This window comes from Solwaraspora sp. WMMA2101, assembly GCF_049179175.1.
Classification (GTDB): Bacteria; Actinomycetota; Actinomycetes; order Mycobacteriales; family Micromonosporaceae; genus Micromonospora_E.
In genome coordinates this window covers 2,290,752-2,307,642 of sequence record NZ_JBMHMA010000006.1, presented here as the reverse complement: position 1 = coordinate 2,307,642, position 16,891 = coordinate 2,290,752, and the positions used below count along the sequence as shown (strand labels likewise).

Here is a 16,891-nt window from a genome sequence, read left to right as displayed (position 1 = left end):
GGTGGCGGCGGTGCCGGCGACGCGGGTGTCCGGGGCCGCGCGACGTCACCGTTGGTGATTGGGTTGTCAGTCACTCGGCCCATCCTGCCAGTGCCGGGCTACCGGGCGGGTGCCCGGCACTGTCCCGGTCAGACCTCTGTGACGGACTTGATGCGCTTCGCGGCGATGCGTTCCGGCTTGGGCCAGCGGACGTTCGACGCGGCACCGGACTTCTCCAGCAGCCAGATGACCCGGGCGGAGATGTCGATCTGACCGCGCAGGACGCCGTGGCGGGCGCAGGTCGGGTCGGCGTGGTGCAGGTTGTGCCAGCTCTCGCCGAAGGAGAGGATCGCCAGCGGCCAGAAGTTCGACGCCTTGTCGCCCTGGCGGACCTCGAACGGGCGCTCGCCGTAGACGTGGCAGACCGAGTTGATCGACCAGGTGATGTGGTGCAGCAGCGCGACCCGGACCAGGCCGGCCCAGAAGAACGCGGTCAGCGCACCCTGCCAGGACCAGGTCACCAGGCCGCCGATCGCCGCCGGGGCGACCATGGTGAACACGACCAGCGCCGGGAAGAACTGGTCGATGCGGCGGATGTCCTTGTCGGCGAGCAGGTCAGGGGTGAAGCGCTCCTGGTTGGTCAGGTCACGGTGGAACAGCCAGCCGACGTGGGCGTAGAGCAGGCCCTTGGTCAGACCCCAGACGCTGGTGCCGAAGCGCCACGGGGAGTGCGGGTCGCCCTCGATGTCGCTGTAGGCGTGGTGCCGGCGGTGGTCGGCGACCCACTGGATGATGTTGCCCTCGATGGCCAGCGACCCGGCGAGCGCCAGCGCGATCCGCAGCCAGCGCTTGGCCTTGAACGACCCGTGGGTGAAGTAGCGGTGGAAGCCGACCGTGATGCCGAGTCCGGCGACCACGTAGAAGACCCCACCGATGATCACGTCGGACCAGCCGAGCCAGCCGCCCCAGGCGACCGGGACGGCGGCCAGGACCGCCAGGAACGGGATGACCACGAAGGCCCCGAGGGCGATCAGTACGCCGAGTGACTGTTTGCCGACGGTCAGCGGCTTGGGGGCGGGTCCGGGGGTGGTCTGTGGCGGCTCGAGTAGGGCAGTGGACATGGCACCTCGCAGCGGTGACGGGTTCAACCGCTTACGCCGGTACGTGCGAAAGCCCAGTGCGGCGGCCAGCGGTGAAGATCGGAAACTTACGCCTACGTCACCGTAACCTACGGAGCCGTAGTTTTCTACGGTTGATTCCCGCCCGCCACCCGTGCGGGCCACGGCGGTGCGCCGGGACCGGCCCGGCACGATAAGCTGTGCCCGTAGCACGATCGGCCGTGGTGTAATTGGCAACACCTCGGGTTTTGGTCCCGATATTCTAGGTTCGAGTCCTAGCGGCCGAGCTTCCCACGACATCGCCCCCGCCGCAGCGGTGACAGGTGTCGTGCCAGGTCAAGCCAGATCGCCGCCGCCCTGACGGGAGCATCCTCGTGGTCCAGCCCCGGTCCCGTACCGTGGTCGTCCTCGCCGCCGGCGAGGGCAAGCGGATGAAGTCAGACCTGCCCAAGGTGCTGCACCCACTGCTCGGCCGGACCCTGGTCGGGCACGTGCTGGCCGCCGCCTCGGCGGCCGCCGCCGAGCAGACCCTGGTCGTGGTCGGGCACCGCGCCGAGCAGGTCACCGCGCACCTGTCGGAGATCGCCCCGGCGGCGCTGCCGGTCCTGCAGGCCGAGCAGCACGGCACCGGGCACGCCGTCCGGCTGGCGATGGCGGCCGCGCCGGACGCCACCGGCACCGTAGTGGTGCTCAACGGCGACGTGCCGCTGCTGCGCCCCGAGACGGTGGCCGAGCTGATCGCCGCGCACGAGTCGGCCGGCGCGGCGGCGACCGTGCTGACCGCCGAGGTCGCCGACCCGACCGGGCTCGGCCGGATCGTCCGGGACGCCGTCGGTGGCCTGGAACGCATCGTCGAGGAGCGCGACGCCAGCACCGAGCAGCGCCGGATCCGGGAGATCAACGCCGGCATCTACGCCTTCGACGCGGTCCGGCTGCGCGACGCGCTGGGCAAGCTGACCACCGACAACGACCAGGGCGAGGAGTACCTCACCGACGCGGTCGGCCTGCTCGCCGCCGCCGGTGCCCCGGTCGGCGTCCACGTCGCCGACGACGTCACCGAGACGCTGGGCTGCAACGACCGGGTCGAGCTGGCCCGGCTGCGCCGGCTGCTCGCCGACCGGGTCAACGAGGGCTGGATGCGGGCCGGGGTGAGCATCCTCGACCCGGCGACCACCTGGATCGACGTGACCGTCGACGTCGGGCGTGACGCGGTGATCGACCAGAACACCCAGCTGCGCGGGGCCACCACGGTCGGCGCCGGGGCGAGCGTCGGGCCGGACGTCACCCTGATCGACACCAGCGTCGGCCCGGCCGCCACCGTGCTGCGCTCGCACGCCGTACGGGCCCGGGTCGGTGCCGGCGCCAGCGTCGGGCCGTACGCCTACCTGCGCCCGGACGCCGACCTGGCCGAGCGGGCCAAGGTCGGCACCTTCGTCGAGGTGAAGAACTCGCAGCTGGGTGCCGGGGCGAAGGTGCCGCACCTGAGCTACGTCGGCGACGCCACGATCGGTGCCCGCGCCAACATCGGCGCGGCGACGATCTTCGTCAACTACGACGGGGTGCGCAAGAGCCGCACGACCGTCGGGGAGGCCGCCTTCGTCGGCTGCGACAGCAGCCTGATCGCGCCGGTGGAGATCGGTGCCGGCGCGTACGTCGGCGCGGGCAGCGCGGTGACCAAGGACGTCCCGCCGGGTGCGCTGGCGGTCACCCGGGCGTCGCAGCGGGTGGTCGAGGGCTGGGTGCAGTCCCGCCGGGCCGGCACCCCGGCGGCGGAAGCGGCCCGCCGGGCCGCCGCCGACGGTGAGGCGGCCCACCATCACGATGCCAGCGGCACCGTTCCGGGAGATACTGCGACTGACTAGTCCAGCGGCGCCTGACCCACCAGGCCGGCGACCGCCATCACCCGGACGGGAGCAGACATCTCGATGGGCAGCATCGTCGCCGAGAACCGCAAGAGCCTCATGCTTTTCTCCGGCCGGGGGTTTCCCGAGCTGGCCCAGGAGATCGGCGAGGTGCTCGGCGTGGCGCCCACCCCGGCCGACTCGTACGAGTTCTCCAACGGTGAGATCTTCGTCCGGTTCAAGGAGTCGGTCCGCGGTTCGGACGCGTTCGTCGTCCAGTCGGTCACCCACGGGGTGAACCGCTGGGTGATGGAGACGCTGATCATGGTCGACGCGCTCAAACGCGGCTCGGCCAAGCGGATCACCGTGGTGCTGCCGTTCTACCCGTACGCCCGCCAGGACAAGAAGCACCGGGGCCGGGAGCCGATCTCCGCCCGGCTGATCGCCGACCTGCTGCGCACCGCCGGGGCGAACCGGATCCTCACCGTCGACCTGCACACCGCGCAGATCCAGGGCTTCTTCGACGGCCCGGTGGACCACCTCTTCGCGATGGACATCCTGGCCGGCTACGTCGAGCAGCGCTTCGCCGGCCGGCCGATGACGGTCGTCGCCCCGGACTCCGGCCGGGTACGGGTCGCCGAGCGCTGGACCGACCGGCTCGGCGGCTGCCCGCTGGCCTTCATCCACAAGACCCGGGATCCGCTCAAGCCCAACCAGGTGGTCGCCAACCGGGTGGTCGGCGACGTGGAGGGCCGGGTCTGCCTGATCGTCGACGACATGATCGACACCGGCGGCACGATCACCAAGGCCGCCGAGATCCTCTACGAGGCCGGTGCCTCGGACATCGCGGTCGCGGCGACCCACGCGCTGCTGTCCGACCCGGCCACCGAGCGGTTGAAGAACAGCCGGATCAGCGAGGTCGTGGTGACCAACACGCTGCCGCTGCCGGCCGAGAAGCAGCTCGACAAGCTCACCGTGCTGTCCATCGCACCGCTGTTGGCGCGGGCGATCCGCGAGGTGTTCGACGACGGATCGGTGACCACCCTGTTCGGCGGGCTGAGCTGAGCGGCACGTCCGTCGGGCTGAGCTGAGCGCCACGCCCGTCGGGCTGAGCGCCACGCCTCAAGGAGGAGCCCGCCGGGCCGACCCGGGGACTGCCTGAAGCCGTTCACCAGGCTCGGGTAGACTAGTGCGGTTGCCACGGCGAGGGTGCCCTGCGGGCCGCTGCTGACCAAGCGCTGCCGCACGGAAGCACCGTGATCGACGCGGTGCTCCGGGCACTGCCCATTGGACGAGCGCCCCGCGTGCCCCTTCGCCCGGCACCGCTGACATCGCATCCGACTCCCCGGAGCCGGATCAGGTTCCCCCGCACGCACTGCCAAACTCCAGGAGTACTCCCGTGTCCGAGGTAAAGATCAGCGCCGAGCCCCGTACCGAGTTCGGTAAGGGTGGTGCCCGCCGTACCCGCCGGGCCGGCAAGGTGCCCGCCGTGCTGTACGGCCACGGCGAGAAGCCCAAGCACATCGCGTTGCCCGCCCGTGAGTTCGCCGCCGCGATCCGCCACGGTGGCGCCAACCAGCTGTTCGCCATCGACATCACCGACGGCACCCAGGCGTTGGCGCTGACCAAGGCCATCCAGCGTGACCCGATCAAGGACACCTTCGAACACGTCGACCTGCTGCTGGTCCGTCGCGGCGAGAAGGTCACCGTGGACGTGCCGGTGCAGCTGGTCGGCGAGCCGGCGAAGAACACCCTGGTGATGCACGAGCACGACACCCTGTCGGTGAGCGCCGACGCGACCCGGCTGCCGGAGTCGCTGGAAGCCTCGATCGAGGGCCTGGAGGCCGGCTCGCACGTCACCGCCGGCGACGTCACCCTGCCGCAGGGCGTGGAGCTGACCGTCGACCCGGAGACGGTGCTGGTCGTGGTCTCCGCCGCGCCGACCGCCGAGCAGCTCGACGCCGAGGCCGGCGTGGCGGCCGAGGAGCCGGCGGCCGAGGAAGGTGCCGGGGAAGGCGCCCCCGAGCAGCCGACCGAGGCGGCGGCCGAGCAGCCCGTCCAGGCCTGACCAGCCGTTCAACGATCCGGGCGTCCCGCTGCTGGCCATGCCAGCGCGGCGACGCCTTGATCCGTTTCGGGAGGTGTGGTGGAGACGGCACCCTGGCTGGTGGTCGGGCTCGGCAACCCCGGTAGGGAGTACGCCCGCAACCGGCACAACGTCGGTTTCATGGTGGCGGACCTGCTCGCCGGCCGGCTCGGCGTACGGCTGGGCCGGCACCGCCGGGCGGCGGCCGAGACCGGTGAGGGTCGGCTCGGCCTCGGCGGGCCGAAGCTGGTCCTAGCGAAGCCGCTGACCTACATGAACCTCTCCGGCGGGCCGGTCGCGTCGCTGGCCCAGTTCTACAAGGTGCCGGTCGATCAGATCGTGGCGGTTCACGACGAGCTCGACATCGACTACGGTCGGCTGCGGGCGAAGCAGGGCGGTGGTGAGGGCGGTCACAACGGGCTGCGCTCCATGTCCCGGTCGCTGGGCAGCAAGGAGTACCTGCGGGTCAGGTTCGGTATCGGGCGTCCGCCCGGCCGGCAGGACCCCGCCGACTACGTATTGTCGGATTTCTCGACAACTGAACGCAAGGAACTCGAATTTCTCGTCGATCGGGCCGCTGACCTGGTGGAAGCGGTGGTCGTCCGGGGTCTCGAGTGGGCCCAGAACACGTACCACAGCACGTGAAGGTTAGTCGTGGCGTTACATCTGGGCGGTTGGATCGTGAACCGGGCAGGACCCTGTCCGTGGACTGCGGGGGGAGAGCCCGGCGTCGCCGGGTAGGCAGAAGAGGAGCCAGATGAGCACGCCACCGGTAACCGACGCCGCGTTCGCCCGATGGCTCGCCGGACGCGCCGGCGAGTCGCTGCTGCAGGTCCGTCAGGAGCTGGGGTACGCCGACCCGGCCGCTCTCAAGGCGGCCGGTGACAAGGTTTCGCACGACCTGCTCCGCACCGAGCTGGCCCGCTGGCGCCCGGCGGACGCGGTGCTGTCGGAGGAGGACGACGGTTCCCGTCAGGCCCTGTCGGCGGAGGACTCCGCCGCCGCCGGCCCGTCGCGGCTGACCGCCGACCGGGTCTGGATCATCGATCCACTCGACGGCACCCGGGAGTTCTCCGAGGAGGGTCGCGCCGACTGGGCGGTGCACGTGGCGCTCTGGTCCCGCAACGGGTCCACGCCGCACCGGCTGGTCGCCGGGGCGGTCGGACTGCCGGCCCAGCACCGGACGATCAGCACCGAGCATCCGCCGCCGTACCCGCCGATGCCGGCCCCCGGCGCGGGTGGCGGCGCGATCCGGCTGGCCGCCAGCCGCAGCCGCCCGCCGGCGTTCGTCACGGCGCTCGCCGCCGACCTGGACGCCGAGCTGGTGCCGATGGGATCGGCCGGGGCGAAGATCGCCGCGGTGATCGCCGGTGACGCCGACGCCTACGTGCACGCCGGCGGCCAGTACGAATGGGACTCGGCCGCGCCGGTCGCCGTGGCGACCGCCACCGGCCTGCACGCCTCGCGGATCGACGGCACCCCGTTGCGGTACAACGAGGCCAACCCACGACTGCCGGATCTTGTGGTCTGTCGACGAGATCTTGCCAGCAAACTGCTCGCAGCGTTGCGGCAGCATCTGCAGGTATCCTGACCTCTGATCTCCAGCTTGCCAACCGGAAAGGTCTGGTATTCGGATGACCAAGCTTCGGACCGCCCGCCACGACCGGAGGTGGCTGTGATGAGTGGCGCCGCCGCGTACCGTGTCTCCCACCTCGACGCGCTGGAGTCGGAGAGCATCTTCGTCATGCGCGAGGTCGTCGCCGAACTGGAGCGCCCGGTGCTGCTCTTCTCCGGCGGCAAGGATTCGATCGTGATGCTGCGCCTGGCGCAGAAGGCGTTCGCTCCGGCCCGGATCCCGTTCCCGGTGATGCACGTCGACACCGGGCACAACTTCGCCGAGGTGCTCGACTACCGGGACCGCCGGGTCGACGAGCTCGGCCTGCAGCTGGTCGTGGCCAGCGTGCCGGAGGCGCTCGAGTCCGGCCTGGTCCGCGAGTCGCCCGACGGGATGCGTAACCGCATCCAGACGCCGGTGCTGCTGGCGGCGGTCGAGAAGTACCGGTTCGACGCCCTGTTCGGCGGGGCCCGCCGCGACGAGGAGAAGGCGCGGGCCAAGGAGCGGGTCTTCTCGTTCCGCGACGAGTTCGGCCAGTGGGACCCGAAGAACCAGCGGCCGGAGCTGTGGTCGCTGTACAACGGCCGGCACCACCCGGGCGAGTCGATCCGGGTCTTCCCGCTGTCGAACTGGACCGAGCTGGACGTCTGGCACTACATCGCCCGCGAGCAGATCGAGCTGCCGTCGATCTACTTCGCCCACGAGCGCGAGGTGATCGAACGCGACGGCATGCTGTACGCCGTCAACGAGTTCATCCAGCCCCGCTCCGGCGAGACCCCGTTCATCGAACAGGTCCGCTACCGTACGGTGGGTGACGCCTCCTGCACGGCGGCGGTGCGCTCCCCGGCGGACACCGTCGACAAGGTGATCGACGAGGTCGCCGCCACCCGGATCACCGAGCGCGGGGCGACCCGTGGCGACGACCGGGTCAGCGAGGCCGCCATGGAGGACCGCAAGCGGGAGGGCTACTTCTGATGACGGTGACGGCTGACGCCCCCACCACCCGGGCCATGGACCTGCTGCGGTTCGCCACCGCCGGCAGCGTCGACGACGGCAAGTCGACCCTGATCGGCCGGCTGCTCTACGACACCAAGTCGCTCTTCACCGACCAGCTGGAAGCGGTCGAGGCGGTCAGCGCGGCCCGGGGTGACGAGTACACCAACCTGGCGCTGCTCACCGACGGCCTGCGGGCCGAGCGGGAGCAGGGCATCACCATCGACGTGGCGTACCGCTACTTCGCCACCCCCCGGCGCAAGTTCATCATCGCCGACACCCCCGGGCACATCCAGTACACCCGCAACATGGTCACCGGTGCCTCCACCGCCGACCTGGCGCTGATCCTGGTCGACGCCCGTAAGGGTCTGGTCGAGCAGTCCCGCCGGCACGCGTTCCTCTGCTCGCTGCTGCGGGTGCCGCACCTGGTGCTCTGCGTCAACAAGATGGACCTGGTCGACTGGGACCAGTCGGTGTTCGAGTCGATCGCCGACGAGTTCACCACGTTCGCCGCCAAGCTGGAGGCGCCGGACCTGTCGGTCATCCCGATCTCCGCGCTGCACGGCGACAACATCGCCACCCGGTCGGAGAAGACCCCCTGGTACGAAGGCCCGTCGCTGCTGCACCACCTGGAGCACGTGCACATCGCCTCGGACCGCAACCTGGTCGACGTCCGGTTCCCGGTGCAGTACGTGATCCGGCCACAGTCGACGGTCGTCACCGACTACCGGGGCTACGCCGGGCAGGTCGCCTCCGGGGTGCTCAAGCCGGGCGACGAGATCATGGTGCTGCCGTCCGGGTTGACCAGCACCATCGCCAGCATCGAGACCGCCGACGGACCGGTCGACGAGGCGTTCCCGCCGATGTCGGTGACCGTACGCCTCACCGACGAACTGGACATCTCCCGTGGCGACCTGATCTGCCGGCCGCACAACGCGCCCACCCCGGCCCAGGACATCGAGGCGATGATCTGCTGGATGGACGAGTCACGGCCGCTGCAGGTCGGTGCGAAGTACGCGATCAAGCACACCACCCGCAGCGCCCGCGCCGTGGTCCGTGGCGTGCAGTACCGGCTGGACGTCAACAGTCTGCACCGCGACGAGACGGCCGGCCAGCTCGGCCTCAACGACATCGGCCGGGTCACGTTCCGCACCACGGTGCCGCTGCTGACCGACGAGTACCGGCGCAACCGCACCACCGGCGGGTTCATTCTGGTCGACGAGTCGACCAACCGGACCGCCGCCGCCGGCATGATCATCGAAGCCGGCTGACCAGGGCACCCCGGGCCGGGCCCGCCGTCACCGGGCGGGCCCGACCCGGCCCTTGGACTCACCAGCGGCCGTAGACCGGTGCGCGGCCGCCGGCCAGCGCGCTGAGCACCGCCACGATGTCGGCGCTGCGCCGGTCCAGCAGCATCGTCGGCACCATCAACCGGGCACCCGGCGGGACCGCCGGATGCGGGGTCTGCGCGTCGATGCAGATCAGATCCTCACACCAGGTACGCCGGACCAGCACCGCCGACACCGCGTCCCATGGCAACCAGACCGGGTTCACCCGGAAACTGCCGTTGGCCACCCACACCCCGGTCCGGTCGGCGGCCAGCACCGGGCCCCGGCCGGTGAACCGCCCGTGCCACAACGCCACCGTCACGGCCAGCACCGCGCCGAGCAGCAGCACCGGTACGCCGACCAGCGCGGCGGTGAACGCCCGGCCCACCTGCGCCTCCCGGGCGACCAGGTAGCCGACCCCGCCGAGGAGGCCGCCGGCCAGCAGCCAGCCGACGCCGGCCAGCGCGCCGGCGGTGGCCAGGAACCTCGACCCGTCGATCCGGACCAGGAACGGGGTGTCCCCGGACAGCCGGTCGGTCAACTGCTGCACCACGGGGCAACCTCCACCGTCGCCGGTCTACTGTGTTGCGGCGAGGTTAGTGGATCCGTTCGGCTCCGGCACAGGGCAGGGCGGTGAAGCTGACCGGTGTGGCGAAACCGTTGTCGGCGTACGCCGCCGTGACGGCGGCTGCCACCGGCCCGGCGGCGTCGGCATCGACCAGCGCCAACACGCAGCCGCCGAACCCGCCGCCGGTCATCCGGGCCCCGTACGCCCCGGCGGCCAGCGCCGCGGTCACCGCGACGTCCACCTCCGGCACGGTGATCTCGAAGTCGTCGCGCATCGAGGCGTGCGAGGCGGTCAGCAGCGGCCCGATCTCCCGGACCCGCCCGGAGTGCAGCAACGCGACGGTGTCGAGCACCCGCTGGTTCTCGGTCACCACGTGCCGTACCCGGCGGCGGACCGTGTCGTCGGGCAGCCGGTCCAGCGCCGCCGGCAGCGCGTCGACGCCGACGTCGCGCAACGCCGGTACGCCGAGCACCGTGGCAGCCTGCTCGCAGGCGGCCCGGCGGGCGGCGTACTCGCCGGAGACGTGCCGGTGCGGGGCCTGGGTGTCGACGACCAGGATGGCCAGCCCGGCGGCGGCCAGGTCGAACGGGATCTGTTCCACGTCGAGGGACCGGCAGTCCAGGAAGAGGGCGTGCCCGGCCCGGCAGCGGATCGACGCCGACTGGTCCATGATCCCGCAGGGCACCCCGGCGTAGACGTTCTCCGCCCGCTGGGCCAGCGCCGGCCGCTTCTCGACCGGCAGCCGGTCGGTGCCGACACCGCCGAGGTCAGCCAGGGCGGTCAGCACCGCCGATTCCAGCGCGGCCGACGAGGACAGGCCGGCACCCAGCGGTACGTCGGAGGCGATCGCCAGCCGGGCGGCCGGTACGGCGTACCCGGCCTCGCGCAGCGCCCAGATCACTCCGGCGACGTAGCCGCCCCAGCCGTCGACCGCGCCGGGCCGGTCGGCGTCGGCGGCACTGATCACGATCTGCTCGTCGGACTGCTCCGACCAGACCGTCCAGCCCTGGTCCGTCTGCTCTGCCGGCTCGGCCTGCTCCGCCAGGCTCGCCGCGACGACGGTGCGGTGCGGCAGGGCGAACGGCAGCACGAAGCCGTCGTTGTAGTCGGTGTGTTCGCCGATCAGGTTGACCCGGCCCGGGGCGGCCCAGACCCCGGCCGGTGGGCCGCCGTACCGCCGGGTGAAGCCGTCGGTGGCGCGGCGGGCGACCGTCATGACCGCACCTGCCGGTACGGCAGGAACGCCCACGCGTCGGCGACCATCTCGGCCAGCGTCGGTTTCTGCGGACGCCAGCCGAGTTCGTCGTGTGCCCTGGCCGACGAGGCGACCAGGGTCGCCGGGTCGCCGGCGCGGCGCGGGGACATCTCCACCGGCACCGGGTGGCCGGTGACCTGCCGGACGACCTCGACGACCTCGCGGTTGGAGAAACCGCTGCCGTTGCCCAGGTTGTAGATGCGGTGTTCGCCCGGGACAGCCGCGTCGAGGGCGAGCAGGTGGGCGCGGGCGAGGTCCTCGACGTGGATGTAGTCGCGCACGCAGGTGCCGTCCGGGGTCGGGTAGTCGTCGCCGAACAGTTGCAGCTTGTCGCGGCGGCCGGCGGCGACCTCCAGGGCGATCGGGATCAGGTGGGTCTCCGGTTCGTGGCGTTCACCCAGCGCGGTGCCGTCGGGGCGCAGGCAGGCGCCGGCGACGTTGAAGTAGCGCAGCGACGTCGCGGCCAGCCCGTGCGCGGTGGCCTCGCTGGTCAGCGCCATGTCGACGGCGAGTTTCGTCGCACCGTACGGGTTGGTCGGGGCCTTGGTGGCGGACTCGGTGATCGGGATCTCGCTCGGGTTGCCGTAGACGGCGGCGGTGGAGGAGAAGACGAACCGACGTACCCCGGCGGCCCGGACGGCGTCGATCAGCGCCAGCGAGCCGACGGTGTTGTTGCGCCAGTACCACTCGGGGTGGACCACCGACTCGCCGGCGGCGATCAGCGCGGCGAAGTGCAGCACACCGTCGAAGCCGGCGTCCGGGGTGAGCACCGTCGCCACGTCGTGCACGTCGGCCTCGACGAACGTCGCCTCGGGGGCGAGCGCCACCCGGTGCCCGGTACGCAGGTCGTCGAGCACCGTCACCTCGTGCCCGGCGTCGATCAGCAGCCGGGTCACCACGCTGCCGATGTAGCCGGCCCCGCCGGTTACCAGGAGTTTCACCATCGGTCCCTTCTCGCCAGGCCGTCCGCCCGGTATTCCATCACATTCAGCCACGATCCAACAGAGTCGAACATCCGACGCTGGTGGCACCCGGCTCGACCCACCCTGGCCGAGCCGGGCGAACCCGGCCGTACCCGACCCTGGCCGAGCCGGGCGAACCACGTACCACTGATGCTGTCAGAATTGTCGACATGTCCGAGCTCGCCTCCCGCCCCCGGGTGCTCTCCGGTATCCAGCCGACCGCCGACTCGTTCCACCTCGGCAACTACCTCGGCGCGGTCCGCAACTGGGTGGCGATGCAGGACAGCCACGACGCCTTCTACTGCGTCGTCGACCTGCACGCGATCACCGCCGGCCACGACCCGGCCGTGCTGCGCCAGCGGACCCGGGTGGCCGCCGCCCAGCTGCTCGCCGCAGGCCTGGACCCGGACCGCTGCACGCTGTTCGTCCAGTCGCAGGTGCCGCAGCACGCCCAGCTCGGCTGGGTGCTGAGCTGCATCACCGGGTTCGGCGAGGCGAACCGGATGACCCAGTTCAAGGACAAGTCGGTCAAGCAGGGCGCTGAACGGTCCAGCGTCGGGCTGTTCACGTACCCCATCCTGCAGGCCGCCGACATCCTGCTCTACCAGGCCGACGCGGTGCCGGTCGGCGAGGACCAGCGCCAGCACCTCGAACTCACCCGCGACCTGGCCCAGCGGTTCAACACCCGGTTCGGGGCCACCCTCACCGTGCCCGCGCCGTACATCGTCAAGGAAACCGCCAAGATCCTCGACCTGCAGGACCCGCACGCCAAGATGTCCAAATCGGCGTCGTCGCCGGCCGGCATCATCGACCTGCTGGAAGATCCGGCGCGCTCGGCGAAGAAGATCCGCTCGGCGGTCACCGACACCGGCCGGGAGATCCTCTACGATCCGGAGAACAAGCCCGGGATCAGCAACCTGCTGACCATCTACGCCGCGCTCACCGGCCGTGCGCTCGACGAGCTGACCGCCGCGTACGAGGGTCGCGGCTACGGGGACCTGAAGAAGGACCTGGCGGAGGTGGTGGTGGAGTTCGTCGCACCGATCCAGCAGCGCACCCGCGGCTACCTCGACGACCCGGCCCAGCTGGACAAGCTGCTCGCCGTCGGCGCGGAGAAGGCCCGTGCGGTCGCCGCCGGGACCCTCGCCACCGTGTACGACCGGGTCGGTTTCCTGCAACCGACGGGGACCCCCTGAACGTGACGGCGATCGGTGCGCCGCCGGCGCCGGGGCAGCTGCGGATCGGGGTCGCGATCGACATCCCGCAGCCCTGGGGTGAGCTGCTCACCCGGCGGCGTGCCGAGGCCGGGGACCCGGCGGCCGAGTACGTGCCGGCGCACATCACCCTGCTCGGCCCGACCGACATCGTCGAACAGCAGCTCGCGCAGGTCGAGGCGCACCTCGCGGCGGTGGCGGCGGCCCACCCGCCGTACCCGCTGCATCTGCGCGGCACCGGCACGTTCCGGCCGATCACCGACGTCGTCTTCGTCGCCGTCGCCGCCGGGATCAGCGAATGCGAGCTGATCGCCGCCGAGATCGGCTCGGTCGACGAGTTGGTCCGCAACAGCCCGTTCCCGTACCACCCGCACGTCACCGTCGCGCAGAACGTGCCGGCCGAGGCCCTCGACAAGGTCTACGACGACCTCGCCGGGTTCGAGGCGCAGTTCGACGTCGAAGGGTTCACCCTCTTCTCGCACAGCGGCGAAGGCCGCTGGCAGCCGCGCCGCGACTTCGCCCTCGGCGGCTGACCGCGCCTGACGGGCCTTTGCGGCCGGCTGACCGCGCCTGACGGCGCACCGGGCCCGCGATAGGCCAGGATGACGGGCGTGAACCTCATCGAGCGGGCCGAGGCCGCCGCCACCCGTGGCATCGACCGGGTCCGGGCCCGGTCCGCCCGCGTCGACCACGTGTGGCGGGCCGGCGAACGGTACAACGAGGTGCTCGCCGGGCGGCTGGCGGCGGCCATCGCCTACTACGGCTTCTTCGCCGTGTTCGCCCTCGGTCTGGTCGCCTACTGGGCGTTCGGCGCGATCGTGGAGGGCAACGCCGAGGTGGCTGCGGCGGTGGCCGACTTCCTGCTGCAGAACCTGCCGTTCCTCGACCTGACGCAGATTCAGCAGAACAGCGGCCGGGTCGGCGTCGTCGGCCTGGTGCTGCTCGGGCTCACCGGCATCGGCTGGGTCGAGGCGATCCGCTCGTCGCAGCGGCTGATCCACCGCCTCGACCAGCAGCCGGGCTACATCGGCGTACGGCAGGTGGTCGACCTGGTCGTGCTGGTCGGGGTGTTCCTGCTGCTCGGTGTCTCGGTCGGGGCGATCGACGCGCTGCGTTCGCTGCTGCGCTGGATCCTCGGCGAGCACTCGGTCGCCACCACCGTCTCCAGCACGCTGCTCGCCGTCGTGATCAACATGGTGCTGGCTGCCGCCCTGCTGGTCGTGGTGCCGCGGCTGCGGCTGGCGCCCCGACGGCTGGTCGTCCCGATCATCGGGGTGGCGCTGGGCATCACCGTGCTCAACACGGTGGGCCGGTTCTACGTGGTCCGGTTCGAGCGAAACCCCGCGTACACGGTGGTAGCCGGCGCCGTCGGTCTGTTGATCTACCTCTACCTGCTGAACCAGCTGCTGCTGTTCGGCGCGGCGCTCGCCGCGACCAGCCGACACGGCCGGGTCGTCGACGCCGCCGCCCCGGACCGCAGCGTGGCCGCCGCCGAGCCAGAAGCGGTCGCGCCAAAAGTGGTAAATAACCCGAAAACCACCGGCGGTACGCGGCGGGCCACGATGATCGGTCGCGTGGGTGCACTAGTCACGCTGGAACTGCCGGACGACTCGCCGGCGCACACGATGCCGTGGATCATCACGTTCGGCCCGCTGGGCGAGCAGGACGGCGACTGGGAGCCGGTGGTGTGCGGACCCTACGAGCGGGCACACGCCCTCGCGCTGGCCGAGACCGTGGTGGCCGACGAGGAGCTGATGGCCGTCGTCGAACCGCTGCTGACCCTGGTCACCGTCGAGGAGATCCGGGCCGAGATCGCCGCCACCCAGGCGGCCGGTCAGGAAGAGGCCGGCGAGTACGACGACCTCGAAGACCTGGTCGGTGGCGCCGACGCCGAGCCGGAGGAACGGCACGTGGAGCCCTCGCCGCCGCCGTCACCCGACGACGTACGGGCCGGCATGGCCCGCATCGCCGGCATCCTGACCAACCTGAACTGAGCTGCGGTGACCGTGCCGCGGTCACCTGCGCGTGCCGTACCCGCGTCGGGCCCGGACACGGTGATGCCCCGGGGCCGTTTCCCGCCCCGGGGCATCAGTCACCACCTTCGCCCCCCACCACAAGGGGTTCCACTGCCCAGTCGCCCGGCGGCGATACCAGCTCGACGAACGACCAGGTTCTACTCGATGCTTACCCGGTTCCCGGTGCGCTAAACCGTGTTCAGCGCGGCGAGAACCAGGCGGCGGCATCGATCGGCAGTACCGGCACCCCGTCCGGCCCGGTCGACACCGGTGCGCTGGCGAGCAGCACCGCGCCGTACCCGGGGACCGAGACCGGGGCACCGCTGAGGTTGACCACACAGACCAGCCCGGCCGCATCGTCGCCCGGACCGCCGTCGGCGGACCTGGCGTCGTCACCGCGTTGGAACGCCAGCACGCCCGGCTCGGTCTCCAGCCAGGTCAGCCCGGTGCCGTCGCCGGCCGGGGCGTCGCGCAGCGCCGGGTGCTCGGCCCGGATGGCGAGGGCCCGCCGGTACAGCTCCAGCGTCGAGTCCGGGTCGCCGGCCTGGGCCTGCGCGGTCAGTGGCGCCCAGCCGGCCGGGGCCGGCAGCCAGGATTCGACCGAGCCGGCCGGCCCGAAGCCGTACGGCGGGGTGTCGCCGCTCCACGGCAGCGGCACCCGGCAGCCGTCGCGGCTGCGCCCGGTACGGCTGAACGCCGGGTCCTGGCGCAGGTGGTCGGGCAGGTCGAGAACCTCCGGCAGGCCCAACTCCTCACCCTGATAGAGGTAGGTGCTGCCGGGCAGGGCGAACATCAGCAGCGCGGCGGCGCGGGCCCGGCGCAGCCCGACCTCACCGTCGCCGTACCGGGTGACGTGCCGCTGCTTGTCGTGGTTGGACAGCACCCAGGTGGTCGGCGCGCCGACGATCGACGCCTCGGCGAGCGCGGTGTCGATCACCTTGTGGAACGAGTCGGCCGACCAGGTGGCGTCGAGGAAGTCGAAGTTGAACGCCTGGTGCAGCTCGTCCGGGCCGATGTAGCGGGCCAGCCGCTGCGGGGTCTCCGCCCACGCCTCGGCGACCGCCATCCGCCCGCCCGGGTAGCTGTCCAGGATCGGCCGCCAGGCGCGGTAGATGTCATGCACCTCGTCCTGGTCGAAGTACGGCAGCCGGCCCTTGCCGAGCAGCTCGATCTGCCGGCGGCCGGTGGTGGCCGAGGTCCAGCCGATGTCCGGCAGCCCGTCGGCCTTGATCATCCCGTGGGCGACGTCGATGCGGAACCCGTCGACGCCCCGGTCCAGCCAGAAGCGCAGGATCTGCTCGAACTCGGCGCGGACCTCGGGGTGGCGCCAGTTGAGGTCGGGTTGCGCCGGGTCGAACAGGTGCAGGTACCACTGGCCGTCGGGCAGCCGGGTCCAGGCCGGCCCGCCGAAGATCGACTCCCAGTCGTTCGGCGGCTCGTCACCGTTTTCGCCACGGCCGTCGCGGAACATGTACCGGTCGCGCTCCGCCGATCCGGGCGCGGCGGCGAGCGCCGCGACGAACCACGGGTGTACGTCGGACGTGTGGTTCGGCACGATGTCGACGATGATCCGCAGGCCGAGCGCGTGCGCGTCGGTGATCATCTCGTCGAAGTCGGTGAGGTCGCCGAACATCGGGTCCACTTGGCGGTAGTCGGCGACGTCGTAGCCGCCGTCGACCATCGGGGAGCGGTAGAACGGCGTCAGCCAGAGCGCGTCGACGCCAAGCTCCCGCAGGTACGGCAGGCGGCTGCGGATGCCCTGCAGGTCACCGATGCCGTCGCCGTCGGAGTCGGCGAAGCTGCGTACGTACACCTGGTAGACGGCGGCGGTCCGCCACCAGTCGTCCCTGGCGGTGCGCGGGTTGGCCTGGGCAGGATCGATCGTCACGGGGTCCCCGTCCTGTCGGTGTGCGTGCT

The 16,891-nt window shown here is 71.5% G+C and carries 15 protein-coding genes, 1 tRNA gene and 1 pseudogene; 12 read left to right on the top strand and 5 right to left on the bottom strand.

Translation table 11 applies throughout. The features are described from left to right. Positions 1-128 precede the first annotated feature (128 nt). A complete protein-coding gene (locus tag ACN28F_RS11200; RefSeq protein WP_289207963.1) occupies positions 129-1,100 on the bottom strand; it encodes an acyl-CoA desaturase in 972 nt (323 codons plus the stop codon). A 212-nt stretch (positions 1,101-1,312) separates the two neighbouring features. Here ACN28F_RS11200 and ACN28F_RS11195 point away from each other — a divergent pair. The 8 genes from ACN28F_RS11195 to ACN28F_RS11160 all read left to right on the top strand — a co-directional run bounded on the left by ACN28F_RS11195 (position 1,313) and on the right by ACN28F_RS11160 (position 8,903). Next, positions 1,313-1,384 (top strand) — tRNA-Gln (locus tag ACN28F_RS11195). Positions 1,385-1,465: 81 nt separating this feature from the next. Further along, positions 1,466-2,959, top strand: coding sequence for a bifunctional UDP-N-acetylglucosamine diphosphorylase/glucosamine-1-phosphate N-acetyltransferase GlmU (gene glmU, locus ACN28F_RS11190; protein ID WP_421361348.1), 1,494 nt, complete (start codon positions 1,466-1,468; stop codon positions 2,957-2,959). 63 nt (positions 2,960-3,022) lie between these two features. Next, on the top strand, positions 3,023-4,003 hold the full coding sequence (locus tag ACN28F_RS11185; RefSeq protein ID WP_289207961.1) for a ribose-phosphate diphosphokinase: 981 nt from the start codon (positions 3,023-3,025) through the stop codon (positions 4,001-4,003). Positions 4,004-4,337: 334 nt separating this feature from the next. Further along, positions 4,338-5,006 carry a 50S ribosomal protein L25/general stress protein Ctc gene (locus ACN28F_RS11180; RefSeq protein WP_289207960.1) on the top strand — a complete coding sequence of 223 codons (669 nt, stop codon included), beginning with the start codon at positions 4,338-4,340 and terminating at the stop codon, positions 5,004-5,006. Positions 5,007-5,081: 75 nt separating this feature from the next. Further along, positions 5,082-5,669, top strand: coding sequence for an aminoacyl-tRNA hydrolase (gene pth, locus ACN28F_RS11175; protein WP_289207959.1), 588 nt, complete (start codon positions 5,082-5,084; stop codon positions 5,667-5,669). A 112-nt stretch (positions 5,670-5,781) separates the two neighbouring features. Further along, positions 5,782-6,615 carry a 3'(2'),5'-bisphosphate nucleotidase CysQ gene (locus ACN28F_RS11170; RefSeq protein ID WP_289207958.1) on the top strand — a complete coding sequence of 278 codons (834 nt, stop codon included), beginning with the start codon at positions 5,782-5,784 and terminating at the stop codon, positions 6,613-6,615. 87 nt (positions 6,616-6,702) lie between these two features. Next, positions 6,703-7,614: a sulfate adenylyltransferase subunit CysD gene (gene cysD, locus ACN28F_RS11165; protein WP_421357655.1), complete on the top strand. Its 912-nt coding sequence runs from the start codon at positions 6,703-6,705 to the stop codon at positions 7,612-7,614. Then, positions 7,614-8,903 (top strand): sulfate adenylyltransferase subunit 1, encoded by a 1,290-nt coding sequence (locus ACN28F_RS11160; RefSeq protein WP_289207956.1) that lies wholly within the window; start codon positions 7,614-7,616, stop codon positions 8,901-8,903. Before cysD ends, ACN28F_RS11160 begins: the two co-directional genes overlap by 1 nt. A gap of 58 nt (positions 8,904-8,961) precedes the next feature. On the opposite strand, the gene ACN28F_RS11155 is transcribed toward ACN28F_RS11160, so the two are convergent. From ACN28F_RS11155 to galE, 3 genes are read right to left on the bottom strand one after another with little or no spacing between them, the layout of a single operon-like run. Then, positions 8,962-9,513 carry a hypothetical protein gene (locus tag ACN28F_RS11155; protein WP_289207955.1) on the bottom strand — a complete coding sequence of 184 codons (552 nt, stop codon included), beginning with the start codon at positions 9,511-9,513 and terminating at the stop codon, positions 8,962-8,964. 43 nt (positions 9,514-9,556) lie between these two features. After that, complete coding sequence (gene galK, locus ACN28F_RS11150) at positions 9,557-10,744, bottom strand: galactokinase (RefSeq protein ID WP_289207954.1); 1,188 nt, start codon at positions 10,742-10,744, stop codon at positions 9,557-9,559. Beyond that, positions 10,741-11,727: a UDP-glucose 4-epimerase GalE gene (gene galE, locus ACN28F_RS11145; RefSeq protein WP_421357654.1), complete on the bottom strand. Its 987-nt coding sequence runs from the start codon at positions 11,725-11,727 to the stop codon at positions 10,741-10,743. Before galE ends, galK begins: the two co-directional genes overlap by 4 nt. Before the next feature lie 188 nt (positions 11,728-11,915). On the opposite strand from galE, the gene trpS reads away from it, so the two are divergent. From trpS to ACN28F_RS11125, 4 genes and pseudogenes are all read left to right on the top strand, one after another. Further along, complete coding sequence (gene trpS, locus ACN28F_RS11140) at positions 11,916-12,941, top strand: tryptophan--tRNA ligase (RefSeq protein WP_421357653.1); 1,026 nt, start codon at positions 11,916-11,918, stop codon at positions 12,939-12,941. Positions 12,942-12,943: 2 nt separating this feature from the next. Next, a complete protein-coding gene (locus ACN28F_RS11135; RefSeq protein ID WP_421357652.1) occupies positions 12,944-13,492 on the top strand; it encodes a 2'-5' RNA ligase family protein in 549 nt (182 codons plus the stop codon). Positions 13,493-13,570: 78 nt separating this feature from the next. Continuing rightward, positions 13,571-14,506: pseudogene (locus tag ACN28F_RS11130) on the top strand (YhjD/YihY/BrkB family envelope integrity protein); the annotation flags it as partial. 27 nt (positions 14,507-14,533) lie between these two features. Then, positions 14,534-14,953, top strand: coding sequence for a hypothetical protein (locus ACN28F_RS11125; RefSeq protein ID WP_289211115.1), 420 nt, complete (start codon positions 14,534-14,536; stop codon positions 14,951-14,953). A gap of 220 nt (positions 14,954-15,173) precedes the next feature. Here ACN28F_RS11125 and ACN28F_RS11120 read toward each other — a convergent pair whose 3' ends face one another. Then, a complete protein-coding gene (locus ACN28F_RS11120) occupies positions 15,174-16,856 on the bottom strand; it encodes a glycoside hydrolase family 13 protein (protein ID WP_421361346.1) in 1,683 nt (560 codons plus the stop codon). Positions 16,857-16,891: the final 35 nt, after the last annotated feature.